The sequence below is a fragment of the Desulfosarcina widdelii genome (assembly GCF_009688965.1).
Taxonomy (GTDB): Bacteria; Desulfobacterota; Desulfobacteria; order Desulfobacterales; family Desulfosarcinaceae; genus Desulfosarcina; species Desulfosarcina widdelii.
Genome location: NZ_AP021875.1, coordinates 1,344,668 through 1,363,809 on the forward strand (window position 1 = coordinate 1,344,668; position 19,142 = coordinate 1,363,809).

20 protein-coding genes are annotated in these 19,142 nt (G+C 47.4%); 16 read left to right on the forward strand and 4 right to left on the reverse strand.

The window, feature by feature from the left end; all coding sequences use genetic code 11:
• Positions 1-58 precede the first annotated feature (58 nt).
• The 8 genes from GN111_RS06275 (at position 59) to GN111_RS06310 (ending at position 5,816) form a co-directional block, all read left to right on the forward strand.
• The gene (locus tag GN111_RS06275) at positions 59-1,417 is read left to right on the forward strand and encodes an ISNCY family transposase (protein WP_155302183.1); all 1,359 of its coding nucleotides are present in this window, start codon (positions 59-61) and stop codon (positions 1,415-1,417) included.
• 92 nt (positions 1,418-1,509) lie between these two features.
• Complete coding sequence (locus GN111_RS06280; RefSeq protein ID WP_155302939.1) at positions 1,510-2,730, forward strand: hypothetical protein; 1,221 nt, start codon at positions 1,510-1,512, stop codon at positions 2,728-2,730.
• Positions 2,731-2,745: 15 nt separating this feature from the next.
• On the forward strand, positions 2,746-3,168 hold the full coding sequence (locus GN111_RS06285; RefSeq protein ID WP_155302940.1) for a hypothetical protein: 423 nt from the start codon (positions 2,746-2,748) through the stop codon (positions 3,166-3,168).
• An 8-nt stretch (positions 3,169-3,176) separates the two neighbouring features.
• Positions 3,177-4,088, forward strand: coding sequence for a major capsid protein (locus GN111_RS06290; protein ID WP_155302941.1), 912 nt, complete (start codon positions 3,177-3,179; stop codon positions 4,086-4,088).
• Between the two features lie 66 nt (positions 4,089-4,154).
• Positions 4,155-4,562, forward strand: coding sequence for a hypothetical protein (locus GN111_RS06295; protein WP_155302942.1), 408 nt, complete (start codon positions 4,155-4,157; stop codon positions 4,560-4,562).
• Positions 4,563-4,753: 191 nt separating this feature from the next.
• The gene (locus GN111_RS06300) at positions 4,754-5,086 is read left to right on the forward strand and encodes a hypothetical protein (protein WP_155302943.1); all 333 of its coding nucleotides are present in this window, start codon (positions 4,754-4,756) and stop codon (positions 5,084-5,086) included.
• Positions 5,083-5,460, forward strand: coding sequence for a hypothetical protein (locus GN111_RS06305; protein ID WP_155302944.1), 378 nt, complete (start codon positions 5,083-5,085; stop codon positions 5,458-5,460). Before GN111_RS06300 ends, GN111_RS06305 begins: the two co-directional genes overlap by 4 nt.
• Complete coding sequence (locus GN111_RS06310; protein WP_155302945.1) at positions 5,457-5,816, forward strand: hypothetical protein; 360 nt, start codon at positions 5,457-5,459, stop codon at positions 5,814-5,816. The genes GN111_RS06305 and GN111_RS06310 overlap by 4 nt, the downstream gene beginning before the upstream one ends.
• Positions 5,817-6,018: 202 nt before the next feature.
• Here GN111_RS06310 and GN111_RS06315 read toward each other — a convergent pair whose 3' ends face one another.
• Both GN111_RS06315 and GN111_RS06320 read right to left on the reverse strand, forming a co-directional pair.
• Entirely contained in the window at positions 6,019-7,557 is a 1,539-nt protein-coding gene (locus GN111_RS06315) for a hypothetical protein (protein WP_155302946.1), read from the reverse strand.
• A 635-nt stretch (positions 7,558-8,192) separates the two neighbouring features.
• A complete protein-coding gene (locus GN111_RS06320) occupies positions 8,193-8,390 on the reverse strand; it encodes a hypothetical protein (RefSeq protein WP_155302947.1) in 198 nt (65 codons plus the stop codon).
• A gap of 13 nt (positions 8,391-8,403) precedes the next feature.
• Here GN111_RS06320 and GN111_RS34585 point away from each other — a divergent pair, with 13 nt between their 5' ends.
• The 8 genes from GN111_RS34585 (at position 8,404) to GN111_RS06360 (ending at position 16,247) form a co-directional block, all read left to right on the forward strand.
• The gene (locus GN111_RS34585; RefSeq protein WP_155302948.1) at positions 8,404-8,757 is read left to right on the forward strand and encodes an SEC-C metal-binding domain-containing protein; all 354 of its coding nucleotides are present in this window, start codon (positions 8,404-8,406) and stop codon (positions 8,755-8,757) included.
• A gap of 408 nt (positions 8,758-9,165) precedes the next feature.
• Positions 9,166-10,110 (forward strand): threo-3-hydroxy-L-aspartate ammonia-lyase, encoded by a 945-nt coding sequence (locus tag GN111_RS06330; RefSeq protein ID WP_155302949.1) that lies wholly within the window; start codon positions 9,166-9,168, stop codon positions 10,108-10,110.
• A gap of 400 nt (positions 10,111-10,510) precedes the next feature.
• Entirely contained in the window at positions 10,511-11,083 is a 573-nt protein-coding gene (locus tag GN111_RS06335) for a type IV toxin-antitoxin system AbiEi family antitoxin domain-containing protein (protein WP_269433847.1), read from the forward strand.
• Positions 11,083-11,994 carry a nucleotidyl transferase AbiEii/AbiGii toxin family protein gene (locus tag GN111_RS06340; protein ID WP_155302951.1) on the forward strand — a complete coding sequence of 304 codons (912 nt, stop codon included), beginning with the start codon at positions 11,083-11,085 and terminating at the stop codon, positions 11,992-11,994. Before GN111_RS06335 ends, GN111_RS06340 begins: the two co-directional genes overlap by 1 nt.
• A gap of 771 nt (positions 11,995-12,765) precedes the next feature.
• Entirely contained in the window at positions 12,766-13,092 is a 327-nt protein-coding gene (locus GN111_RS06345; protein ID WP_170302161.1) for a PilZ domain-containing protein, read from the forward strand.
• Between the two features lie 24 nt (positions 13,093-13,116).
• Positions 13,117-13,788, forward strand: coding sequence for an SOS response-associated peptidase (locus GN111_RS06350; RefSeq protein WP_155302953.1), 672 nt, complete (start codon positions 13,117-13,119; stop codon positions 13,786-13,788).
• Positions 13,789-14,427: 639 nt separating this feature from the next.
• Positions 14,428-15,294 (forward strand): HNH endonuclease, encoded by an 867-nt coding sequence (locus GN111_RS06355; protein WP_197740503.1) that lies wholly within the window; start codon positions 14,428-14,430, stop codon positions 15,292-15,294.
• Positions 15,295-15,749: 455 nt separating this feature from the next.
• Entirely contained in the window at positions 15,750-16,247 is a 498-nt protein-coding gene (locus GN111_RS06360) for a hypothetical protein (RefSeq protein ID WP_155302954.1), read from the forward strand.
• Here the strand turns inward: GN111_RS06360 and GN111_RS06365 are convergent.
• On the reverse strand, positions 16,231-17,112 hold the full coding sequence (locus GN111_RS06365; protein WP_170302162.1) for a phosphate/phosphite/phosphonate ABC transporter substrate-binding protein: 882 nt from the start codon (positions 17,110-17,112) through the stop codon (positions 16,231-16,233). The genes GN111_RS06360 and GN111_RS06365 overlap by 17 nt on opposite strands.
• 422 nt (positions 17,113-17,534) lie before the next feature.
• Positions 17,535-19,106 (reverse strand): imidazole glycerol phosphate synthase subunit HisF, encoded by a 1,572-nt coding sequence (hisF, locus tag GN111_RS06370; protein WP_155302956.1) that lies wholly within the window; start codon positions 19,104-19,106, stop codon positions 17,535-17,537.
• Between the last annotated feature and the right edge of the window lie 36 nt (positions 19,107-19,142).

Here is a 19,142-nt window from a genome sequence, read left to right on the forward strand (position 1 = left end):
TTGAAAGTCGCCAAACAACCAATATCACTACAAAAGAAAGAAAGGAGCCGATCACAAAATGCGCGAAAAATGGCAAAAACAGATGCCCCTGATGCCTCAGATCAAAGACCACGCCCAAGCAAAAGAACTTACAGCTATCAGTGGTATCATCGATGCTCACCCTATCATCTGTGATCGCGTTCTTCAAGATTTGAACAAGGGCAAGCTGGTGGCCTATCGAACTGGGGCTGACGGCATGAGCGCCGACCAGGTACTGCGTTGTGCTATCGTCAAAATCCTTTTCGGTTTTACGTATGATGAACTGGCATTTCATATTGTCGATTCGCAGGCATTGAGTTGGTTCTGCCGGATCGGTATCGCCGACAAGGGATACAAAAAATCCGCCCTGAACAAAAATATCAAAGGCATATCGGACGCCACCTGGGAACTGATCAATGCGGATCTTTTGGGATATGCGAAGCAAAAGGGCATTGAAAAGGGCCGACAGGTCCGGGTCGATTGCACGTGCGTTGAAACTCACATCCATCATCCCACCGACTCCAACCTGCTGTGGGATGGTGTTCGCGTGTTGACGAGGCTGCTGAAGCGCTTCCGGGATGAATCGGGGATCACAGTTCCTGACTTCCATAACCATACCCGTGTTGCCAAACGACGGATGCTGGCGGTGATGAATGCCAAACGGAAAAACAAGCGTAAGGTTGCCTATGTGGACCTGCTCAAAACCAGTCGCAAAGTGGTTGGGTACGCTCATAAGGCAGTCGCTGCGATCAATGCCGGTGCGACCTGCGACCCGCTGGTCATGACGATTGGCTTCCAGATCGAACATTTTGTCGATCTGACCCGCAGGGTGATCCACCAGACCGAACGCCGGGTTCTTCATGGAGAAACGGTCGATGCCAAAGACAAAGTAGTATCGTTGTTCGAGCCACATACCGATATCATCGTCAAGGATAGGCGCGATACGCTGTTTGGTCACAAAATCTGTCTGACCGGAGGCGCGTCGAACCTTATTTTGGACTGTGTCATCACCGAAGGCAATCCGGCCGACGCCGACCTGACGATACCGATGCTTGAGCGGCAAAAACAAATTTATGGCCGCTATCCCCTCAAGGCCAGCTTCGACGGCGGTTTTGCATCCAAGGAAAACTTGAAGCGAGCCCAATCGCGTAAGATCAAAGACGTCTGCTTTGCCAAGAAACGAGGTCTATCTGAAACCGACATGTGCCGCAGCCAATATGTGTATCGTCGATTGCGCCGCTTTCGAGCGGGTATTGAATCCGGTATCTCCTGGCTGAAGCGTTGCCTTGGCCTGACCCGCTGTACCTGGAAAGGATGGGACTCGTTTAAATCCTATGTTTGGTCTTCGATTGTGGCCGCCAACCTGCTGACCATCGCCAGGGGAAAAACAGCCACTTGAGACCTTAATCGATTCCGCATCGTGAAAACTGGTTGAACAAGTGCGCTTGCATTAAGCCGATTTCGGTAAATTAGCCACAAACCGATGTAGCGATGGTGAGAAAAATCCTGCCGAGGATTTTACCACTCTATTTTTTTTGCGACTCGGCTCTGAAAATTACCATTTATGGATCGACACTAGTTAAAAAGGTGATCAACAACCTGGCCGCTGTTTACGGAATGCCGGCCATTCGAAACGTTGAAGGCACCAAACAGGATCAGGCGATTTTTCAAGAAATCAGCACCAGCGCCGGGTTGCCCGTAAAGCTCAAAGCCGCCAGCAGGTACACGAAACTGTTAAAGACCATCCTTATCCGTCCGGTTTGGCGCAACGGCAAGATGGATATGGATGTTTTGACCGGTGATATTCTCGACGTGACAACCGGTGATTGCCCGGAGGATTTGCGCTCTGTTTTAATCACACATTATCCCGAGAGTGGCAAGCAGGATGAAGTTGAATTTTCATATTGGACAGGCGAGGTTTTCCAGCGCCTGGACTATCAGGGAAATGTGATTCTGGAAGAGCCCAACCCCTATCATGTGGTTCCCTATGTTCCTTGTTGGGACCGTTGTCCTTTGAATGATTTTTGGTTGGCCGGCGGTGACGATCTGATCAATATCCAAGAGGCAATCAACGAAAAGCTGACGGACCTTCTTTATGTAATCCGGATGCAGGGTTTCGGTGTTGGCTGGATTCGCAAAAAGAATCAGGCCGGCGGGCAGATCGGAGTGAACCCGGGAACACTGGTTGAACTCCCAGAAGATGGCGCTTTAGGATTTGAAAGCCAACAGGCGCCCATTAAGGAGATTCTGGAAGCCATTTCATTTTTAATCACCCAGGCCGCCGTTTCAAACGGCCTTTCCGTTTCAACTCTTTCCACAAAGGTTGTTCGAGAATCGGGATTGGCCAAGGTTCAAGGGCAGCGCGAACTCGAGGAATTGAGGCGCGACGATATCATCTTGTGGAAGCGATACGAGGAACAACTTTTCCAGATGATCCGCACCGTTTGGAACGTTCACAACCCTGCACGGAAAATCATCGCCAGCGCAGTTCTAAAAACTGATTTCTCAGATCCGAAACCCGAGATTTCCGCAAAAGATCAAGCCGAGACGTGGGAAAAGGAAATCGGATTAGGAGTCATTTCACCGATCGATGTGGTCATGATGAAAAATCAGGATCTGAGAACCCGGGAAGAGGCGGCCACCTGGTTGGAGAAAATTAAAGCTGAAAACGCAAAATTTAGAAACACAGAAACCTCGCCCACCCAGACGTAAAACGGAGGACACGCAATGGTTTTAGCAATGACTTTGGACACACTGGACAATCTCGACGATACCATCAAGCCCCTTTACATCGAAAAGGACGGAAAATTTCACCTGGACGTGGACGGCCACGATAAAAACGATACCGGTGATCGAATCCCGAAGGCCCGGCTTGATCAGGAGATAGAGAAACGAAAAGCATCTGACGCGAGCTTGAAAGAGATCGCAGACGGCTTTGTGGAGAACGTCCCGGAGGATATGCGGGACATCATTCCGGACTTGCCGCCGGCAGCCAAAATCAAATGGATTCAATCGGCCCAGAAAAAAGGGCTCTTCGATCCGAAGCCGACGGACGGTATCGACACCAAGCGCCCCGGCGGAAAAGCGCCGGAGAATTTCAGAGGTATGGATCCCCGGGCGATCATGGCCACGGGGTACAAAACGAAGTGAGGTAAATCATGCTGACTTTATTGGAAGCTGCAAAATTGGTTCAAGATCCCCTTGCAAGGGGAGTGATCGAGATCTTCCCCCGTTCCTCTGCCGTGCTGCAGTATCTGCCCTTTTTCGACGTGAACGGGCAGGCCTATAAATACAACCGTGAGGAAACCTTGCCGGGTATCGCTTTTCGTGGGATCAATGAATCCTATGTAGAAAGCACCGGGGTTGTAAATCCTCAAGTAGAGCCCCTTTTCATCATGGGTGGCATCTCCAAGGTTGACCGGGCTCTGGTAAAGACCCAAGGCAAAGTCAACGACCTCCGATCCATCTATGACGCCATGAAGGCCAAGGCCGCAGCCCTGACTTTCACCAAGAATTTCTTCAAGGGTGACAACGCCGATGATCCCAACGAGTTCGACGGCCTGGAAGAAAGACTGACCGGTTCTCAGAAAATTGCTGCCGGTGATACCAGCGGCGGCGACACCCTGACCCTGGACATGCTGGACATCCTGATTGATGCCGTGCAGGGCGGGCCGGATGTCCTGTTTATGAATAAAACCATGCGGCGGAAGGTCAACAAACTGATCCGGGCCGCTGGGCAGGCCACCGAGACGGTTTCCGATGTGTTCGGTCGGCAGATCAACGCCTATGCCGGGATTCCCATTGGCGTGATCGAAGAGGACAAAGACGGCAACGCCATTTTGCCGTTTACCGAAGACAACCCCGGCGGCGGGACTGCAGCCAGCACCAGCATCTATGCGGTCAAGTTCGGTGTTGCCGAGAAGGTGAGCGGTCTGCAGGCCGGCGGAATGGACGTATTGGATCTGGGTTTGAACCGGACCTTTTACGAAACGCTCATTGAGTGGATTTGTGGCCTGGGTGTTTTCCATCCCAAGGCAGCGGCCCGGCTCCATGGTGTGAAAAACGCATAACCCTGTGTTGGCGGGCCGCCTTGGCATCGTGCCGGGCGGCATCGCCACTGAATAGGAGATTTTCTCATGATCGATGTTGAACATATTTTGAAAGACGCCGGCCTGGTGGCCGCCGATGCCGCCGGGCAGGTGGACGGTGAAGACGTGATCGTCAACCTTGGCACCGGCCTGGTGACCGGAAACCTTGTGGTCGACGTGACGGCCATCGAGATCGCCGATGATGATGAACTCTACAAGATCAGTCTGCAGGGCTCGAGTTCTGCCACATTTGCCAGCACCATTGTTGACCTTGCCGAGATTACCTTGGGCGCTGCCGAGGTGATCGGGGGAGATCAGGACAGCGCAATCGGCCGATATATCGTACCCTTCCGCACCGAAAAGAACGGTACTATCTGGCCGTATGTCCGGCTTTACACCGATGTAGATGGCACCATCGCCACCGGTATCAATTTCAGCGCCTTTTTGTCCAAATAGCCATCTCCAGGGGCAGCGGAATCGTACACCGCTGTCACTCCTCCTGGCCTGTTGGCAGCGGCCTGGCTGTTACCTGGTAAATTCTCTCCGATCGATGACCTGGAACAGCGGCCTAAAAGGCCGGCCCGGCTCCAAGGGGTAGCCGTAAAAACTGGCAAACAGTACCCCATTTTTCACAATGAGAGGCCTCTATGACTTTTCATGAGCATGTTTATTTGGGTTTGAATAACACAATTGATCTACAATTGAAGGCGGATGGCATAGCGTTAACCGCCGAGCAAATGCAGAGCATCACCAAAATTGTATTGGTATTCAAAGAGCTTTCGATTTCCTCTGACGAACATCCAGATTCATTTGATTGGACCACTCGAGAGGATGAAGGGGTTGTTATTATGGCCCTTGGAACATTACCGATTCTCCCCGCTGGCACCGACCCGTTGGCATATCTAAAAATTTACGACTCAGAAAATCCCAATGGTGTGTATTGGGGAAACTTTATACTAACAGTTGAGGAAAACAAATGATCGTATATCCGGCCACTGGATACAATTCGTTCATCAGCACGGACGACGCTGAAAACTATTTCGAGGGCAGGTTGTACTCTGAGGAATTCATCACGTCTCCCGCCCAGGAGGCGGCCCTGATCACAGCCTTTCATGCAATCAACGCCTTGGATGTGACCATTGACGCCACTGACACGGCCCAGCTGCAGGCTCTGAAAAATGCGCAGTGTGAGCAGGCCCTCCATGAACTGCGGACGGATCTGGATGCCCAGGTGAAAACCCTCGGCCTGCCGGATCTGAAAATTCAGCAGCCGGAGCGGCCTCGGTATTCTGAGCGGGCCATGGACTTTTTACGGCCCTACATGACGGTGCGCACAATTGAGGTGTTGCGTTGAGCATCAAATCCACTGCCGAAAAAGGCGTCGAAGCCGCTTTCAAAACCCTGGGGCCCCTAGTGCAGGATGCAACGTATAAACGCATTGCATCCGAATCCCGGGACGGTCCCGATTTGGTTTACCTGTATGCCACAACCCCGATCAAGGCCGTGGTGACATCAGCCGGCGGCAGGGAGGATAAAGAGGCCTACGGCATGACCTACCACAACCACAGAAAGATTCTGGTGCCCCGGAAAGATTTAACAGTGATGATCCGGCCCCGCGACCTGATCATCATCGGCGGCACAGAATACAGGATCATCGATGTCCGCACAGATCCAACCGAGTCCATGTATATCGTCTACGCCAAGCTTTAATGAATACCATTATCATCTCAATTACTCACTTCAACGTTATCAGAAATGATACAAAAATATTAGAGGTATTTGTAAATCCCATTTACAAATAAACTATTTTTACTCATATATGAATCAAATTATTCTATTTTAAGTTGAAGTATGCTTAATATTTCTGCGTTATTAGTAATAAACCGAATGAGATAGAAAACGGCAATTTTTGTTAATCATTTCTCTTTTCTATGGTTATATTATTTTCACTATAAAACATAATTCCGTTTTCATAAAAACTCCATTTTAGTCCGTTCATTTTTGCTAATTCTGCAAGTATTTTTCCCCATCTTTTTTTAGGAATTATGATACCATCTTGTCTTAGAAATCTATATGTACCATAAAACTTTAGCCCATCTGTTTCTTTTTGTACTCGTTCAATTAGGTTTACAATATCTTGATGAGTGAAATTTGGCAGATGGATACCAAACTCTTCGCCTATATCTTCTAACCGGTTTGATTTATATTTACGAAAAACCTTTGTTAATAAATCTTCTTTAAATCTTTCAAAAGAACCTCTCGGCATGTATATATAAGTTTCAATGTTACTTATAGAATAATTGCCTAAATTTGTATAAACATTTATAGAATATTTGTGAGTAGATGATTTTTTTGCTGACAACTTCACATTAAATCTATCAGTATCTCCTTTTTTAATCGATTGTGATATTGGCAAATTTATTTGATATTTATTTCTCGAGTCAGCGTCAAATAAAATCTCATAGAAATAATTTATTGGCATAGCAGCACCGGTTGCCCAAGAGCCGCAAACTAATTCATCATAAAAGTTGAATTTTGTACTATTAGCATAGAATTTACCATATCTATCTTTTCCGGAATAAAAGATTTCTCCTGATATTTCAATTTCATCTGGAACCTGACTTCCAAATATATGCTTTTTTAATTTTTGCCAACTTTCAACCTCTAACCTAAACCTATTACTCGGATCATTCCATGTTTTATCTTCTATTATTGGTATCTTTTCATCTTTAAAAGATTCAATTAGAGTGGGTTTATGTATACTTTGACTTTCTTTTAAAAATTGAATATTAATTTCGTAGTATGGTTTATCTCCTTGGTATTCTTTGAGCACTATACTTCTCAAAAATTTTTTCCATGAATCAGAGATCCATGAATCTTCTATCTGTTTTTGTATATTTAGACTAAATTCCTCAGTAATATCCTGAATTTTATAGCTATGCTTGCTGATAACATCCTGATTGTTTTTAATTTTGATATCTACAGTAGGATCAATAGCTTTGCCCCATCCAAGATTTTTAAATAATAATTTATTTTCGGAACAATAACCAAATTCTATTATTGGGGTGGGGTCGATTTCGGATCGAATTTCATCAAACGATATTTTATGGATTAATAATGTTTTATCAGTATTATTTACAATTTTAAAATCTAATGTATTTCCTTTTACTCCTTCGTTCAATTGTTCCAATGAAATAGTATAATCATTATTACCATTTTTTTCTATATTTGATTTTATATTTATGCTTATCAGCCATGCGATAATTCCAAATATTGTTATGATCGAAACTACGATAATTATATGGTTTAATATGTTATATGATTGCTTTTTTGTTAGTTTAGAAAAAATATTTTTACTAATTACGTCTCGGAAAATGAAAAGACAGAATACAATTGATAACCCTCCTAATCCAGCGATAGAACCGGCAATCTTAAATATTTCCCACTTCATCTTTACCACCATCAATCCTGTGTAATTAATATGCGAAAATCCTTAATTATATTGATTAAATGAAATAAAATTATATTTTAGATAGCTAATAATTGCCATGCAAGTATTATATCATTATGGTTAAGTAGCAGAAGAGGTAGGAACAAATAAAAAAACGTATCTATGGTTACCTTCATACAGTGTATATTGTCAAGCACGTTGAAAACAAAAAAAAAGGAAAAGCAATTAATCATCATGCAGACTAACACCACGAAACCATTGTATTTGATTCAAAAATCCAAAGTTCCTACTTTCTATCATCAAAAGTGATAGTTTAACATTACAGTTTCTTTAAAATTTCAGATAGATTGTAGTTCTTAAGACGATGCTTTCTCAAAATAGAGGTACTATTAGCAGTATTTGGGTAACATAAGGGTAACAATGGCCGGAAATCACCCCTGTGATTCCCGACCATTGTAATTTTTTTTCTTTGAGTGTAACCTATTTGAATGCCACTCAATTTTTTCCCTAACAACCCCCTAAATCATTACAAAAATTGCCATATTTCTGGCTTGAGGGGGTAGTGGCCAACGGTCGTGCGGGTTCAAATCCCGCCCTCGGCACCAAAGATACTTAAAGGGTTGTAATCATTATGGTTACAACCCTTTCTTTTTGGAATATGCGATTATATGCGATTTTTCGTTCGTTTTTCGCACCCGCCCGCGCAGCGCCCCCTCCAGATCCCCCCGTCCTTCTCCGGGAAACCAGTGACAGTATCGGTCCACCGTAATGGCGATGGAACTGTGCCCGAGCTGGCGCTGGACATAGGCTGGACTGATATGGGCCATCAGCATAATGGTCGCATAGGTGTACGGTGAATATGATCATGGTTTCGATGGCATCATTCAATCATATAAAGACCTTTTCGAGAGCACTTCAGATATTGTCGTTCTGAAGCTTTTGAGGATACTTGCCGAGGGCAATTATCGTGGGCACCTGCCATGCCCATGTGATAGTGGGCAACGGCTTCGAAATTGCCACGGTCTCATTCTTTTAGAAGTATCCAAGGGTACCAACAGAGAATCATTTTTATATGATTTCCTACAATATCTTTTTTTTAAATACGAGTCTGTGGAAAAAATACCGCCTGGAATGATTAGCAAAAGAATACAAAAATATTTGAAAAAGGTGTTAAAAGCGACAGAAAAAATGGGGAAATAATTAAGACGCTGAATTGTTGTTTTTTAACAACAGTATGTTAGCAACTATTAAAAGGCTCCACAAGAGAGCCTTTCATTACTGCCTAAAATGATGTATTTGGAACTTTCGCTGGGTCAGTGGGAGGTGAATATTACCCTGGCTTTATCCTACTTGGAGCTTGCCGCTTAAACGTTGGGGATCGGTACATGTTGGGCCGGATTGCTTCATGGTGCGCTTAGATCATGGCAGCCATTGAAGGATGCTGTGGCATTGCCGGAAGGGCATAACCATCAATATGGCCTGATGGTAGAGTATGCCAAACCCAAATATTTCCGGTTGCCTGAGAGAAAAACGCCCTTCATCCATTGGAGATGAGATTGGACATCGAACCACTAAACCCCAGCATTGCATAAAAAATGAGAAAAGACCATGTTTGAACACATTTTGGCCGCCAAAGAAAGAATAGGCAACCACGCCAATAAAACGCCGGTAATGACTTCAAGGACGCTCAACAAGATCGTCGGTGCCGATGTCTTCCTGAAGTGTGAGAATTTTCAGCGAATCGGTGCGTTCAAGTTTCGCGGTGCCTTCAACAGCATCTCCAAGCTTACGAAGAAAGAGAAAGCACGGGGGGTCATCACCTATTCCTCCGGTAACCATGCCCAGGCCGTCGCTCTGGTGGGGCGGTTACTGAACATACAAACTACCGTGGTCATGCCAAACAATGCACCCTCGACCAAACTGGCAGCGACCAGAGATTACGGTGCAACAGTAATTGGTTATGATCCCACAACAGGTAATCGGGACGAGATTGCCATGGAACTTGAACGCGAGCATGGCTATGTAATGATTCCGCCATATGACCACCCGGATGTGGTTGCCGGTCAGGGAACTGCAGCATTGGAGTTGTTCGAGGCGGTTGAACATATCGATACCCTACTGGTGCCCTGCGGCGGTGGCGGACTGTTGAGCGGCTGTGCGATCGCGGCGACAGGTGCTGCCAAAAATTGTAAAACCATAGGTATCGAACCCGAGCTTGCAGATGATGCAACTCGATCCTTTCACACCAAAAAGCTGCACCGCGTGCACAACCCGCCGACGATTGCCGATGGCACCCGTACGCCGTCGCTGGGCGAGATCACCTTCCCTCTGGTACTCGAATATGTCGATGACATGAAAACAGTTGCTGAGCAGGCGATTATCGATGCGGTGAAATTTCTCTTCTATCGAATGAAGCTGGTCGTCGAACCGTCGGGAGCACTCGGTCTGGCGGCTTTGCTCAGTGGAACGATCAAACCGAAGGGTAAAATTGGAATCATATTGAGCGGCGGCAACATTGATTCCGATACGATGGAAATGATTTTGTCATCCTGATCCTGAAACGATACCGCATCAATCCTGCCAGAAGCTTGGCCGGAGGGCTTTCGAACTACTCTTCCTTGGGTGTCAGTGGGAGGTGGGTATTCCCCCGGGATTACCCCGAAATTGAAATTGGTAGAAATTATTGCTATTATTTCAGTTGGATATGGACGTCGCATAGGGTTCTATTCCCATACACTGAACTCATATCCAGCCCTTTCAACTCCAGATGTAAATCAGAGTTACCACAACCAACATAACGACTTGATAATATATCATTATAGATAGCTGTTCCTCTTGACATGTCCTCTAAATTTGATAAAATTACCGACACAACTTAGCAAGTGAAGGTGATATTATCAAAGCGCCATCAAAGACAGATAAAAAGAACGCCCGATTTGACAAGGCGGTCGCTATTTTCAGAAAACACAGCGGTATCATGCACACGGCTCAAGCACTACGGGCTGGCATCCATCCCAGCACACTTTACACCATGCGTGATGACGGCACCCTGGAGACGATCAGTCGTGGTGTCTATCGTCTTGCCGAGAGCGAACCGCTTGGTAATCCTGATCTGGTAACCGTAGCGACACGAGTTCAGAATGGTGTTATCTGTCTGATTTCTGCACTTGCTTTTCATGAAATCACGACACAGATACCCCATGAGGTCCATGTCGCGCTACAACGTGGAGCAGAGATACCCCGACTGAACTATCCGCCAATTAAAATCTATTGGTTTTCAGGTCGGGCGTTCACTGATGGTGTAGCGGTTCATGAGATTGACGGCGTAAACGTACATATCTACAACGAGGAAAAAACCTTGGTGGACTGTTTCAAGTTCCGCAATAAAATCGGTCTCGATACGGCGGTAGAAGCGGTTCGTTTTTATCGTGAACGAAAAAGTGTCAATGTCGACGCTCTCATGCACTTTGCGAAAATATGTCGGGTTGAAAAGGTGATGCGCCCATATCTGGAGGCGATTCTTTAATGGTCAAAGGAACAAAAAACATAGCTGCATCGGTACATCAGCGACTTCTTGACAAAGCAAGGCAATCATCCCGGCCTTTTAACGAGCTGCTGCAATATTTTGCCATTGAGCGGTTTATTTACCGCATCGCCAAGAGTTCGTATGCAAACAGATTCATCCTCAAGGGTGCATTGATGTTTTCTGCATGGTCCGGCGCCCTATCTCGACCCACGATGGACATAGACCTGCTGGGTAAAATCGACAACCAGCTCGATACCATCACAGCTGCCATAAAGGAAGCTTGCCTGATGGAGGTAGAGGAAGACGGCATTTGTTTTGACGCCGAAACAGTGAATGCCGTCAGGATAACTGAGGATGCCGAATACGAGGGTGTACGTGTCCGCGTTCACGGAAACATGGGTAAGACACGAATCTCCATACAAATCGATATTGGGTTCGGTGATGTGGTCGTTCCAAGTCCCGAACGGGTTTCCTACCCTACCCTGCTTGACTTTCCAGCACCAGAATTGAACGGCTACACCATGGAAAGCACAATAGCCGAAAAATTCCAGGCCATGGTGAAGCTTGGCGTTGTGAACAGCCGTATGAAAGATTTTTACGACATCTGGGTGTTATCCCGCACATTCAATTTCACCGGCGAGATTCTTGCTGAGGCGATTGAAAAAACATTTGAGAACCGAAAAACGACGCTTAACCGGAACAGTGTGATCTTCGATCCATCATTCGGGAAAGACAAGGCCAAAAATGTTCAATGGCAGGGGTTCATCAGGAAGGCAAAACTGGATAACGCTCCTGATTCGTTTCAGGACGTGATTGCCGATCTGAAGATTTTTCTTGAACCAATTGCATCATCAATCGACATGGGACAGGCGTTTACCAGTACGTGGACCGCGCCAGGTCCATGGCACTGATCACAGTGCCGCCATCTTTTTTGGCCTCATTATGAGGGGATCGAAAATATGCGATAAATATGCGATTGTGCAGCAGGAACCGTTCCAAAACTCGTTTAAACTCGCATAAACTAACATTTAAATCAATAACTTATTGAAATCATTCACTATCTGGCTATTCCCGCCCTCGGCACCATCTTATTGAAATTATTCATAATTACTTAGGGCACTTACCATTGACAGCTTTTTGACAGCTGAATGGAGGTGCCCTTTGTCTTTTTTGGTGAAGAAAAATCGGATATACCATCTGCAGGTCAGGGGATAACCCGACGAATTGGCAGGGGCCAGTTCAACTACATGCAAGGGATCTTTTCTGAGGATAAGGTTATGAGTTTGCTGAGGTGTCAGTCGGAAAAGTGGGTCGATCTACAGCAACCTATTGTAATATTTCGGAAAGAACTGAAAAAAGGAATCCAAATGACATTAATCGATTCTTTTTGATGCCGAAAACGTGAGGTTCGGGCTTATCGTTGCGGATCCCATAATAGCGTATTATCAGCTTCGAAAAAATCGGCCGATCCACAGAGAGTCAGTGCTTCCCGAAGATCAGAGGCATCTCCAATCTGGCGGATTTTTCGCCTTCTCGCCCTGAAACGGAAGTTTTTAAGGTAAAAACAGTGGATTAAGCTTGTTTTATAGCCTCTATTGAGCTACTAACCGTTTAATGTCAATCGGTTAGCGTGGCCCGCCCTTACGCCACATAATGTTCTGGCATACTCAGGGATGAGATCAATGGAAAATGACAAGCGGCAATACCCTCGCAGCAGTTCATACATAATTGCCCAATACAAGGTGCTCGAAGGGACATTCCGGGACGTGATCAAGAACATAGGTGCTGGTGGATTATCAGTAAGAACCCAGAGAAAGGTCGCAATCGGCCAACCGATCTCGATTGCATTCCCATTGTTTGAATTTGACAACCTCGTAGAAGTTGCCGGTCGGGTAGTCCGTATTGATCCTTGCGGATTCGCAGTTACATTCAATGAGCCAATTCATGGTTTGATCTGTAAAGAGGGGCACTTCCCGGAAATTATTCATGAGAGAGACCGGTTAAATTAGAAAGATCGTTGCAGGAGTCCAATCATGTGTGGTCGCTTCGCTGGCTTCAGACCTCTTGAAGAGTTGATCGACCGCTTCCCTATCGATGTATCCAAAGTGAAAGCCACGGAAAACTATAACGTGGCTCCCGTTCAGGAAGTCCTTGCCATTGCCTGGTACGAAGATCAAAATCATCTGGTGAAATTCAATTGGGGACTGGTTCCGTACTGGGCCAAAGACAAAGCCGTTGGCAACAGGATGATTAATGCAAGATCTGAGACCGTGGCCGCCAAGCCCAGCTTCCGTGATGCATTCAGGAAACGAAGGTGCCTGATACTCGCTGATGGTTTTTACGAATGGAAAAGAGACAAAGGGAACAAGCAGCCGATGTTCCTGACGCTGCCTGACGGCAGTCCATTCGCTTTCGCAGGCATTTGGGAAACTTGGGACAAAGAAGAACCCCCATTTCTATCCTGTACGATTCTTACCCGTGAAGCCAGTGAGTCAGTCAGGCCGATCCACCATCGGATGCCGGTTATACTGAAGCCAGAGGCGTATAATGACTGGCTGAATCCAGCAAACCAGGACGTCAGGATTTTGCAGGACATCATTGAGAACCAGATATACACGGAACTGGCAAGCAGACCGGTTTCCAAACAGGTCAATTCCGTGCGGAACAACCGCCCGGAGAACATGCACCAGATCGAACTATTCTGAATGGAGATACTGTCGAGAGGCATCCTGACGGTCGGTCCGAATACCCCGTGCAGCACAATCCACCTTCCTACCCATTCGACTGACCAGGAATTCCATATACACAGCAACTGCATGCAGGTGTATATGCGAAACGATCACAATACCATATTTGGTAGCTCAGTTACGGGCAATGCAGAACTGCGCCTCCACTTCCATCTATGCCAACCTATTCCTAATCCGGGTCCAGGAAAAATATTTTGGCGGGATGTATTTATTCCGATCACGCCTCGTTTACGTCGTCCTGTCTACCGGGGAGCCTGCTACCACGACCGTCGGAATCTTTCCCAGCAATAACAATTCAATTTTCGAGGTTCCCACGGGCCGTGGATGCCGCGATAAATTTTTTCTTTGCCTATCAAGAAAGCGCCGGATGATGATTGGCGAATGGCAGATAATCCGCCTTACACATATTAAAGAAGATGCCGCAGTTTAAATCATTTTACCTTTCTTAAAATACCTCTCCACCTTGACAACCTGACCGGCGAAAGATAAAGCACATTCATCCGGTTCCGACATTTTTAGACGCAATCGAATCGGTTTTTTCACCCCTGTCCTTTTAAACCCCATTTGCTTGGATGCCAGAAGGTTAGGAGGGAACCTGTGACCTTCCAAAACGGTCTGAAAGCCGGTGATACGATCACCAACGCCGCCCTTGCCCGAATGTTCAAGTGTGCGACCCAGGGCGGCATGCGGCGTTCCCATCGTACGAACAGCTTGGTTATCATTTCAGACCACACCAAGCACATCCACCAGGATCGCTGGGTTTCCAGCAACCTAATCCATTATACGGGCATGGGGCTAAAAGGCGACCAGTCGCTGGATTATCTGCAGAACAAAACGCTCCTGGAAACGCCGGCAAACGGCGTAACCCCCTATCTTTTCGAAGTGTATCATCCAAGGCAGTACCTTTTTCGAGGCCTGGTGAAATTGTCAGGGCCCCCTTTTAAGGAGTGCCGGCCGGATGTTGACGGAAAACCGCGGTCCGTATGGATTTTTCCCTTACAGGTGGTTGGAGACGATGCGAGTTTTGTTGTGCCGGAGAACCTGGTTGTGAGGAAACAGGATCGCGACCGCCGGTGGGCACAGCATCTATCCGATCAGGATCTTTTCTCCTTGGTAGTGCATTCCAGTCGGAAATCGGAAGCAGGTCATGCCCATCCCGTAGACGGCGAACAAAACGCCTGCGTTGCCGAATTTGCCAAGCGCAGGGCCAATGGCGTCTGCCAGCTATGTGATCGTGCGGCACCATTTTGCAACAAATTGAACGAACCCTACCTCGAGCTTCATCACATCCGGGCGCTGGCCCAAGGCGGTGCAGACATGATCGCCAATACAGTGGCCCTGTGCCCCAACTGCCACAAAAAAATGCATATCCTCAATCTCCGGGAAGATCGCAAAAAACTGAAACGGGAAGCGCTAAAAAATTGCTGCCAGTTGACCATCGATGGCGGGATCACCTACATATAAAACGCAAGAAAATTCCCGGTATGAATTTCAGGCGGTGAACAATTGAAAACAAAATCATTGTACTGACAATTGTTCATTAAATGATTTTACAACATTTGTCGCATCATTCGCCAAAAAATGGCACCAGATAAAAGAAAAGCCAGGGAAAACCCTTGATCAAAGTCGCTCATTTCTTCCCGGTATCGACCGCCTTCAATCCCGACCGGGACTTTCCCTCCCTACCCTGGCCAGGCCATCCTGCCAGTCCATCTTTCTTCCGGCATCCTAATCTTTTCTCAGCGGAATTCGGTCTTTTTGACCGACTCGAATTGCTATTGTACAATTTACTATAGTTGTAGTAAAAAAGACTACAATCAATCTGTTGTGTTTTTTCTCTTAAAAACGATGGAGATGCCCACTGATGAGGGTTTTGCCTTGAATCCTCCCAAACATCCCAAACGGAAAGGCCAGCGTCGATGAACAGACAAAAATCGGCTTACGATGCTTCGCAACTCGGTCAGGAAAATTTTGGTTCTTTTGAAACAGCGGATATTTTGGGGGTAAAAAGGAGCATGATCAACAACGACATGAAGCAGGGCTATCTCCCCTATGGAAAAAAAATAAAACGGGGTCGGAGCGCACGCACGCTCTTTTCCCAACGCGATATATATCTGTTATCGCTTTTCTACGAACTTCATTTCGCTGGGCTAACCAAACGGCAGGCATTCAAAATCGTTCAAAGCATAGCAAACGAACCCCATGACTTCATCATTCTCAAAACGCCCGGAAAGCCCGACGGTCCGGCAAACCGGCTTTTTTTCAAAGATTACCTGTCTGTCCAGGTACTGGAGGAAATAAAAAAAAATGGCGCCACGCTGATCGTCAACTATAAAAAGATAAAACAGGACGTTGACAACCGCCTACATGGCGCCACTTCGTTCAGACATCCGATGGATCTTACAGCATCCCGATGACTCGCAAACATTCGGTAACGTCGGCGTAGTTTGACGGGTAGGTCCATTTATAAACTTTTGATGCAGCCATGGCTTCATGTGTAAAATTCAGCAACATTAAATACTTGGCTACTTTCTTGGCCAGTTTGGGATCCGTTGTGGCACAAGCCGCAAACGGCCATTCGGGATACAAACGGGTGCTGTGGACAAAGGGGTAGCTGTCCTCCATTTTATTGATAATCCTGAAATCCTGCATACGGATAATTCCTTCGGATTCCATCCGCTCCAGGGTATCGGAACGAACGGTGCCCACATCGGCCATTCCCTGCTTGATCGCCAGCACAACCTTGTCATGGGTTCCACCCTGGACGAATGTCGAGCAGTCTTTCTTGGGATTGACACCCTGTTCCAGCAAAAGTCTCCAGGCCATCTGGGCACCGCCGAATGACGAATATTTAACGCACATCAATTTCTTGCCTTTGATATCCTGAATGCTTTTGACAGAACTGTCGTTGCGCACGAACAGGACGCCGCCGAACTCCTTTAAGGCGATATCCTTTTTGCGATTGATCATCGTACTGATTGCCGTGAGACCATATTGGTCCTTGAAACGGGCATAAAAAGCGGAGTTAGCTAAAAGAAAATCGATTTCCTTGTTTTTGAGAGCCGGTTCGATTTCAACGAATTTCAGGGGGACCAGGACACATCTGGTCTTCAGCCTTTTTCCCAGGTAATCGGCGGTAGGCCCCCATTTTTCCTGGGCTTTTGCCACCCCTCGTTTTGCCAGGACGCCAAATCGAATGTCCTGCTGAGCATAAGCAGAAGCCAGACCTGTTAAAAGAAAGGCAATTGTTACAACAAATGTAATAACTGTCCGTTTTCGCATGCGTTGTTCCTCCATTTTCGTGCGGGCTGTAGTTATTTAATGTCTTGAGCACCTACCGCTTGCAAATGAAACAAATTTTCCTGCAGATTTCCGATATGGAGTGTTTCGGCATCAAACCGAAAAAACTCAATTTAAATTTGGAATGCAAATAGCGTGACAAATTTTACACACCGTTTTCATCTGCTTGGTGAAATCAATTTTTTGTGAGAGGCAATTAGGCCGGATGAAAAAAAATGCAGCTCAAACAGGTGGATCGGGAAAGATTGCAGGAGGGGTGCGAAGATCTGGTGAAGGCGTAAACAGTACCGATCGCGTCATGCGGATTTTATAAACCTGCCCCGGACGAGATCCGGGGCATCCAGAACCTCTGAAATGAAAGAAAATTTGGTTTTTTACGAGGTCATCAAGCCTGACCTGTGTGATCAAAGCCTGACCTCTACCTTGTCTTTGAGGTAATTTTTGACAGCGGCGATGGGAACTTCACGCCGGTGGAAGATTCCCGCCGCCAATGCCGACTCGGCATCGGTATTCCGGAAGACCTCTGCAAAATGGGCCTCGCAGCCAGCCCCGCTGGAGGCGATCACGGGAATGGTCACCGCCTTTTTGACGGCGTTGATCAGTTCGATATCGAACCCTTGATTGGTGCCGTCACGATCGATGCAGTTGAGCAGAATCTCTCCCGCCCCGAGTTCCTCGCAGGACCGCGCCAGGGTTACGGCGTCCACATCCCGCCCTTCCCTTCCGCCTTTTATCGTGCATTGAAACCAGCAGTAGCGCTCTCCTGCGGGTCCCGGGATGGCGGTTTCGACGGTAAGGTGGGAAGTTACGTCCGGAGATTGTACATACACGCGGCGGGGATCGATGGATATCACCACGGCCTGGTTTCCGTAGACGAAAGAAATCTGCTCAATGGCGCTTTTTCCGCTCTTTTTGCCGCTTTTCAGGTACTCTTCCACGATAAGAACGGCATCGGAACCGATGGAAATTTTATCCGCACCGGATCGAAAGTATTCGTCGGCCACCTCCAGAGCGGTGTAGGAGCGGCCGTTCTTGTCAGTAAAATCACGGATGCCGCCGCCAATGGTCAGCGGGACAAACACATTTTTCGATGTCTCCTTGAGAACTTGAATCATGGGCATATCCGCCAGGGGAAAATCGCGGAATCCGGTAATGTTGAGAAATGTCACCTCGTCGGCGCCTTCTTCGAAATATCGTCCGGCCAGTTCCACGGGTTTTCCGAGATTGCGCACGTTGCCCGCCTCCCTGACGTCGTACTGGTCCCCCTTGGTGACCACCAGATCGCCCCGGTCATTGGCCCGCACATCGAGGCAGGCGATGATGCGCTTGGCCAGACGGGTCTGCTCGGGACACTTCTCGGGTATCGATATCCGGCGTTCCTCACGGATAAAATTCTCCAACAGCTTCAATCCCGTTGCCCCACTCTTCTCTGGATGAAACTGTGTCCCCAAAATATTGCCCTTCTGGACCGCACTGACAAAAGGGTATCCGTAATCGGTAAGGGTGAGCACCGTTGCAGGATCATCGGCCACGGCATGGTAGGAGTGGACGAAATAGAGCTTCTCGTCCCCATCGAGGCCGTCGAACAGATGGGTGGGTTGCTGCACGCGGATTCCGTTCCAGCCGATGTGCGGGACGGACAGGTCCACCGTAAACCGCCGCACCCGCCCGGGCAGCACGCCCAGCCCCTTGACTTCGGGGGATTCCTCGCTGCCCTCGAACAGGGCCTGCATGCCGACGCAGATCCCCAGAAACGGCCGTCCGGAATCCAGGAAAGTCAACAGCGGTTCAACGAACCGCTTCTCGTGCAAAATGGTCATCATGCTGCCGAAGCTGCCAACACCGGGAAAAACCAGTTTCTCGGCGTTCACGATATCCCGATCCGATGCGGCCACACGAACCGTCTCACCCAGTTTCTCGATGGCGTTGATCACGCTGCGAACATTCCCTGCGCCATAATCCAGCAAGGTAATCATTGGTCTGCATCCTCTGTAAATTGAACGATTTCGGTA

Bases quoted from the DNA above. Each gene is read 5' to 3' on its own strand.
- GN111_RS06275 (WP_155302183.1), top strand. From the start codon at position 59: ATGCGCGAAAAATGGCAAAAACAGATGCCCCTGATGCCTCAGATCAAA.
- GN111_RS06280 (WP_155302939.1), top strand. From the start codon at position 1,510: ATGGTGAGAAAAATCCTGCCGAGGATTTTACCACTCTATTTTTTTTGC.
- GN111_RS06285 (WP_155302940.1), top strand. From the start codon at position 2,746: ATGGTTTTAGCAATGACTTTGGACACACTGGACAATCTCGACGATACC.
- GN111_RS06290 (WP_155302941.1), top strand. From the start codon at position 3,177: ATGCTGACTTTATTGGAAGCTGCAAAATTGGTTCAAGATCCCCTTGCA.
- GN111_RS06295 (WP_155302942.1), top strand. From the start codon at position 4,155: ATGATCGATGTTGAACATATTTTGAAAGACGCCGGCCTGGTGGCCGCC.
- GN111_RS06300 (WP_155302943.1), top strand. From the start codon at position 4,754: ATGACTTTTCATGAGCATGTTTATTTGGGTTTGAATAACACAATTGAT.
- GN111_RS06305 (WP_155302944.1), top strand. From the start codon at position 5,083: ATGATCGTATATCCGGCCACTGGATACAATTCGTTCATCAGCACGGAC.
- GN111_RS06315 (WP_155302946.1), bottom strand. From the start codon at position 7,557: ATGAAGTGGGAAATATTTAAGATTGCCGGTTCTATCGCTGGATTAGGA.
- GN111_RS06320 (WP_155302947.1), bottom strand. From the start codon at position 8,390: ATGCTGATGGCCCATATCAGTCCAGCCTATGTCCAGCGCCAGCTCGGG.
- GN111_RS06330 (WP_155302949.1), top strand. From the start codon at position 9,166: ATGTTTGAACACATTTTGGCCGCCAAAGAAAGAATAGGCAACCACGCC.
- GN111_RS06340 (WP_155302951.1), top strand. From the start codon at position 11,083: ATGGTCAAAGGAACAAAAAACATAGCTGCATCGGTACATCAGCGACTT.
- GN111_RS06345 (WP_170302161.1), top strand. From the start codon at position 12,766: ATGGAAAATGACAAGCGGCAATACCCTCGCAGCAGTTCATACATAATT.
- GN111_RS06350 (WP_155302953.1), top strand. From the start codon at position 13,117: ATGTGTGGTCGCTTCGCTGGCTTCAGACCTCTTGAAGAGTTGATCGAC.
- GN111_RS06360 (WP_155302954.1), top strand. From the start codon at position 15,750: ATGAACAGACAAAAATCGGCTTACGATGCTTCGCAACTCGGTCAGGAA.
- GN111_RS06365 (WP_170302162.1), bottom strand. From the start codon at position 17,112: ATGCGAAAACGGACAGTTATTACATTTGTTGTAACAATTGCCTTTCTT.
- hisF (WP_155302956.1), bottom strand. From the start codon at position 19,106: ATGATTACCTTGCTGGATTATGGCGCAGGGAATGTTCGCAGCGTGATC.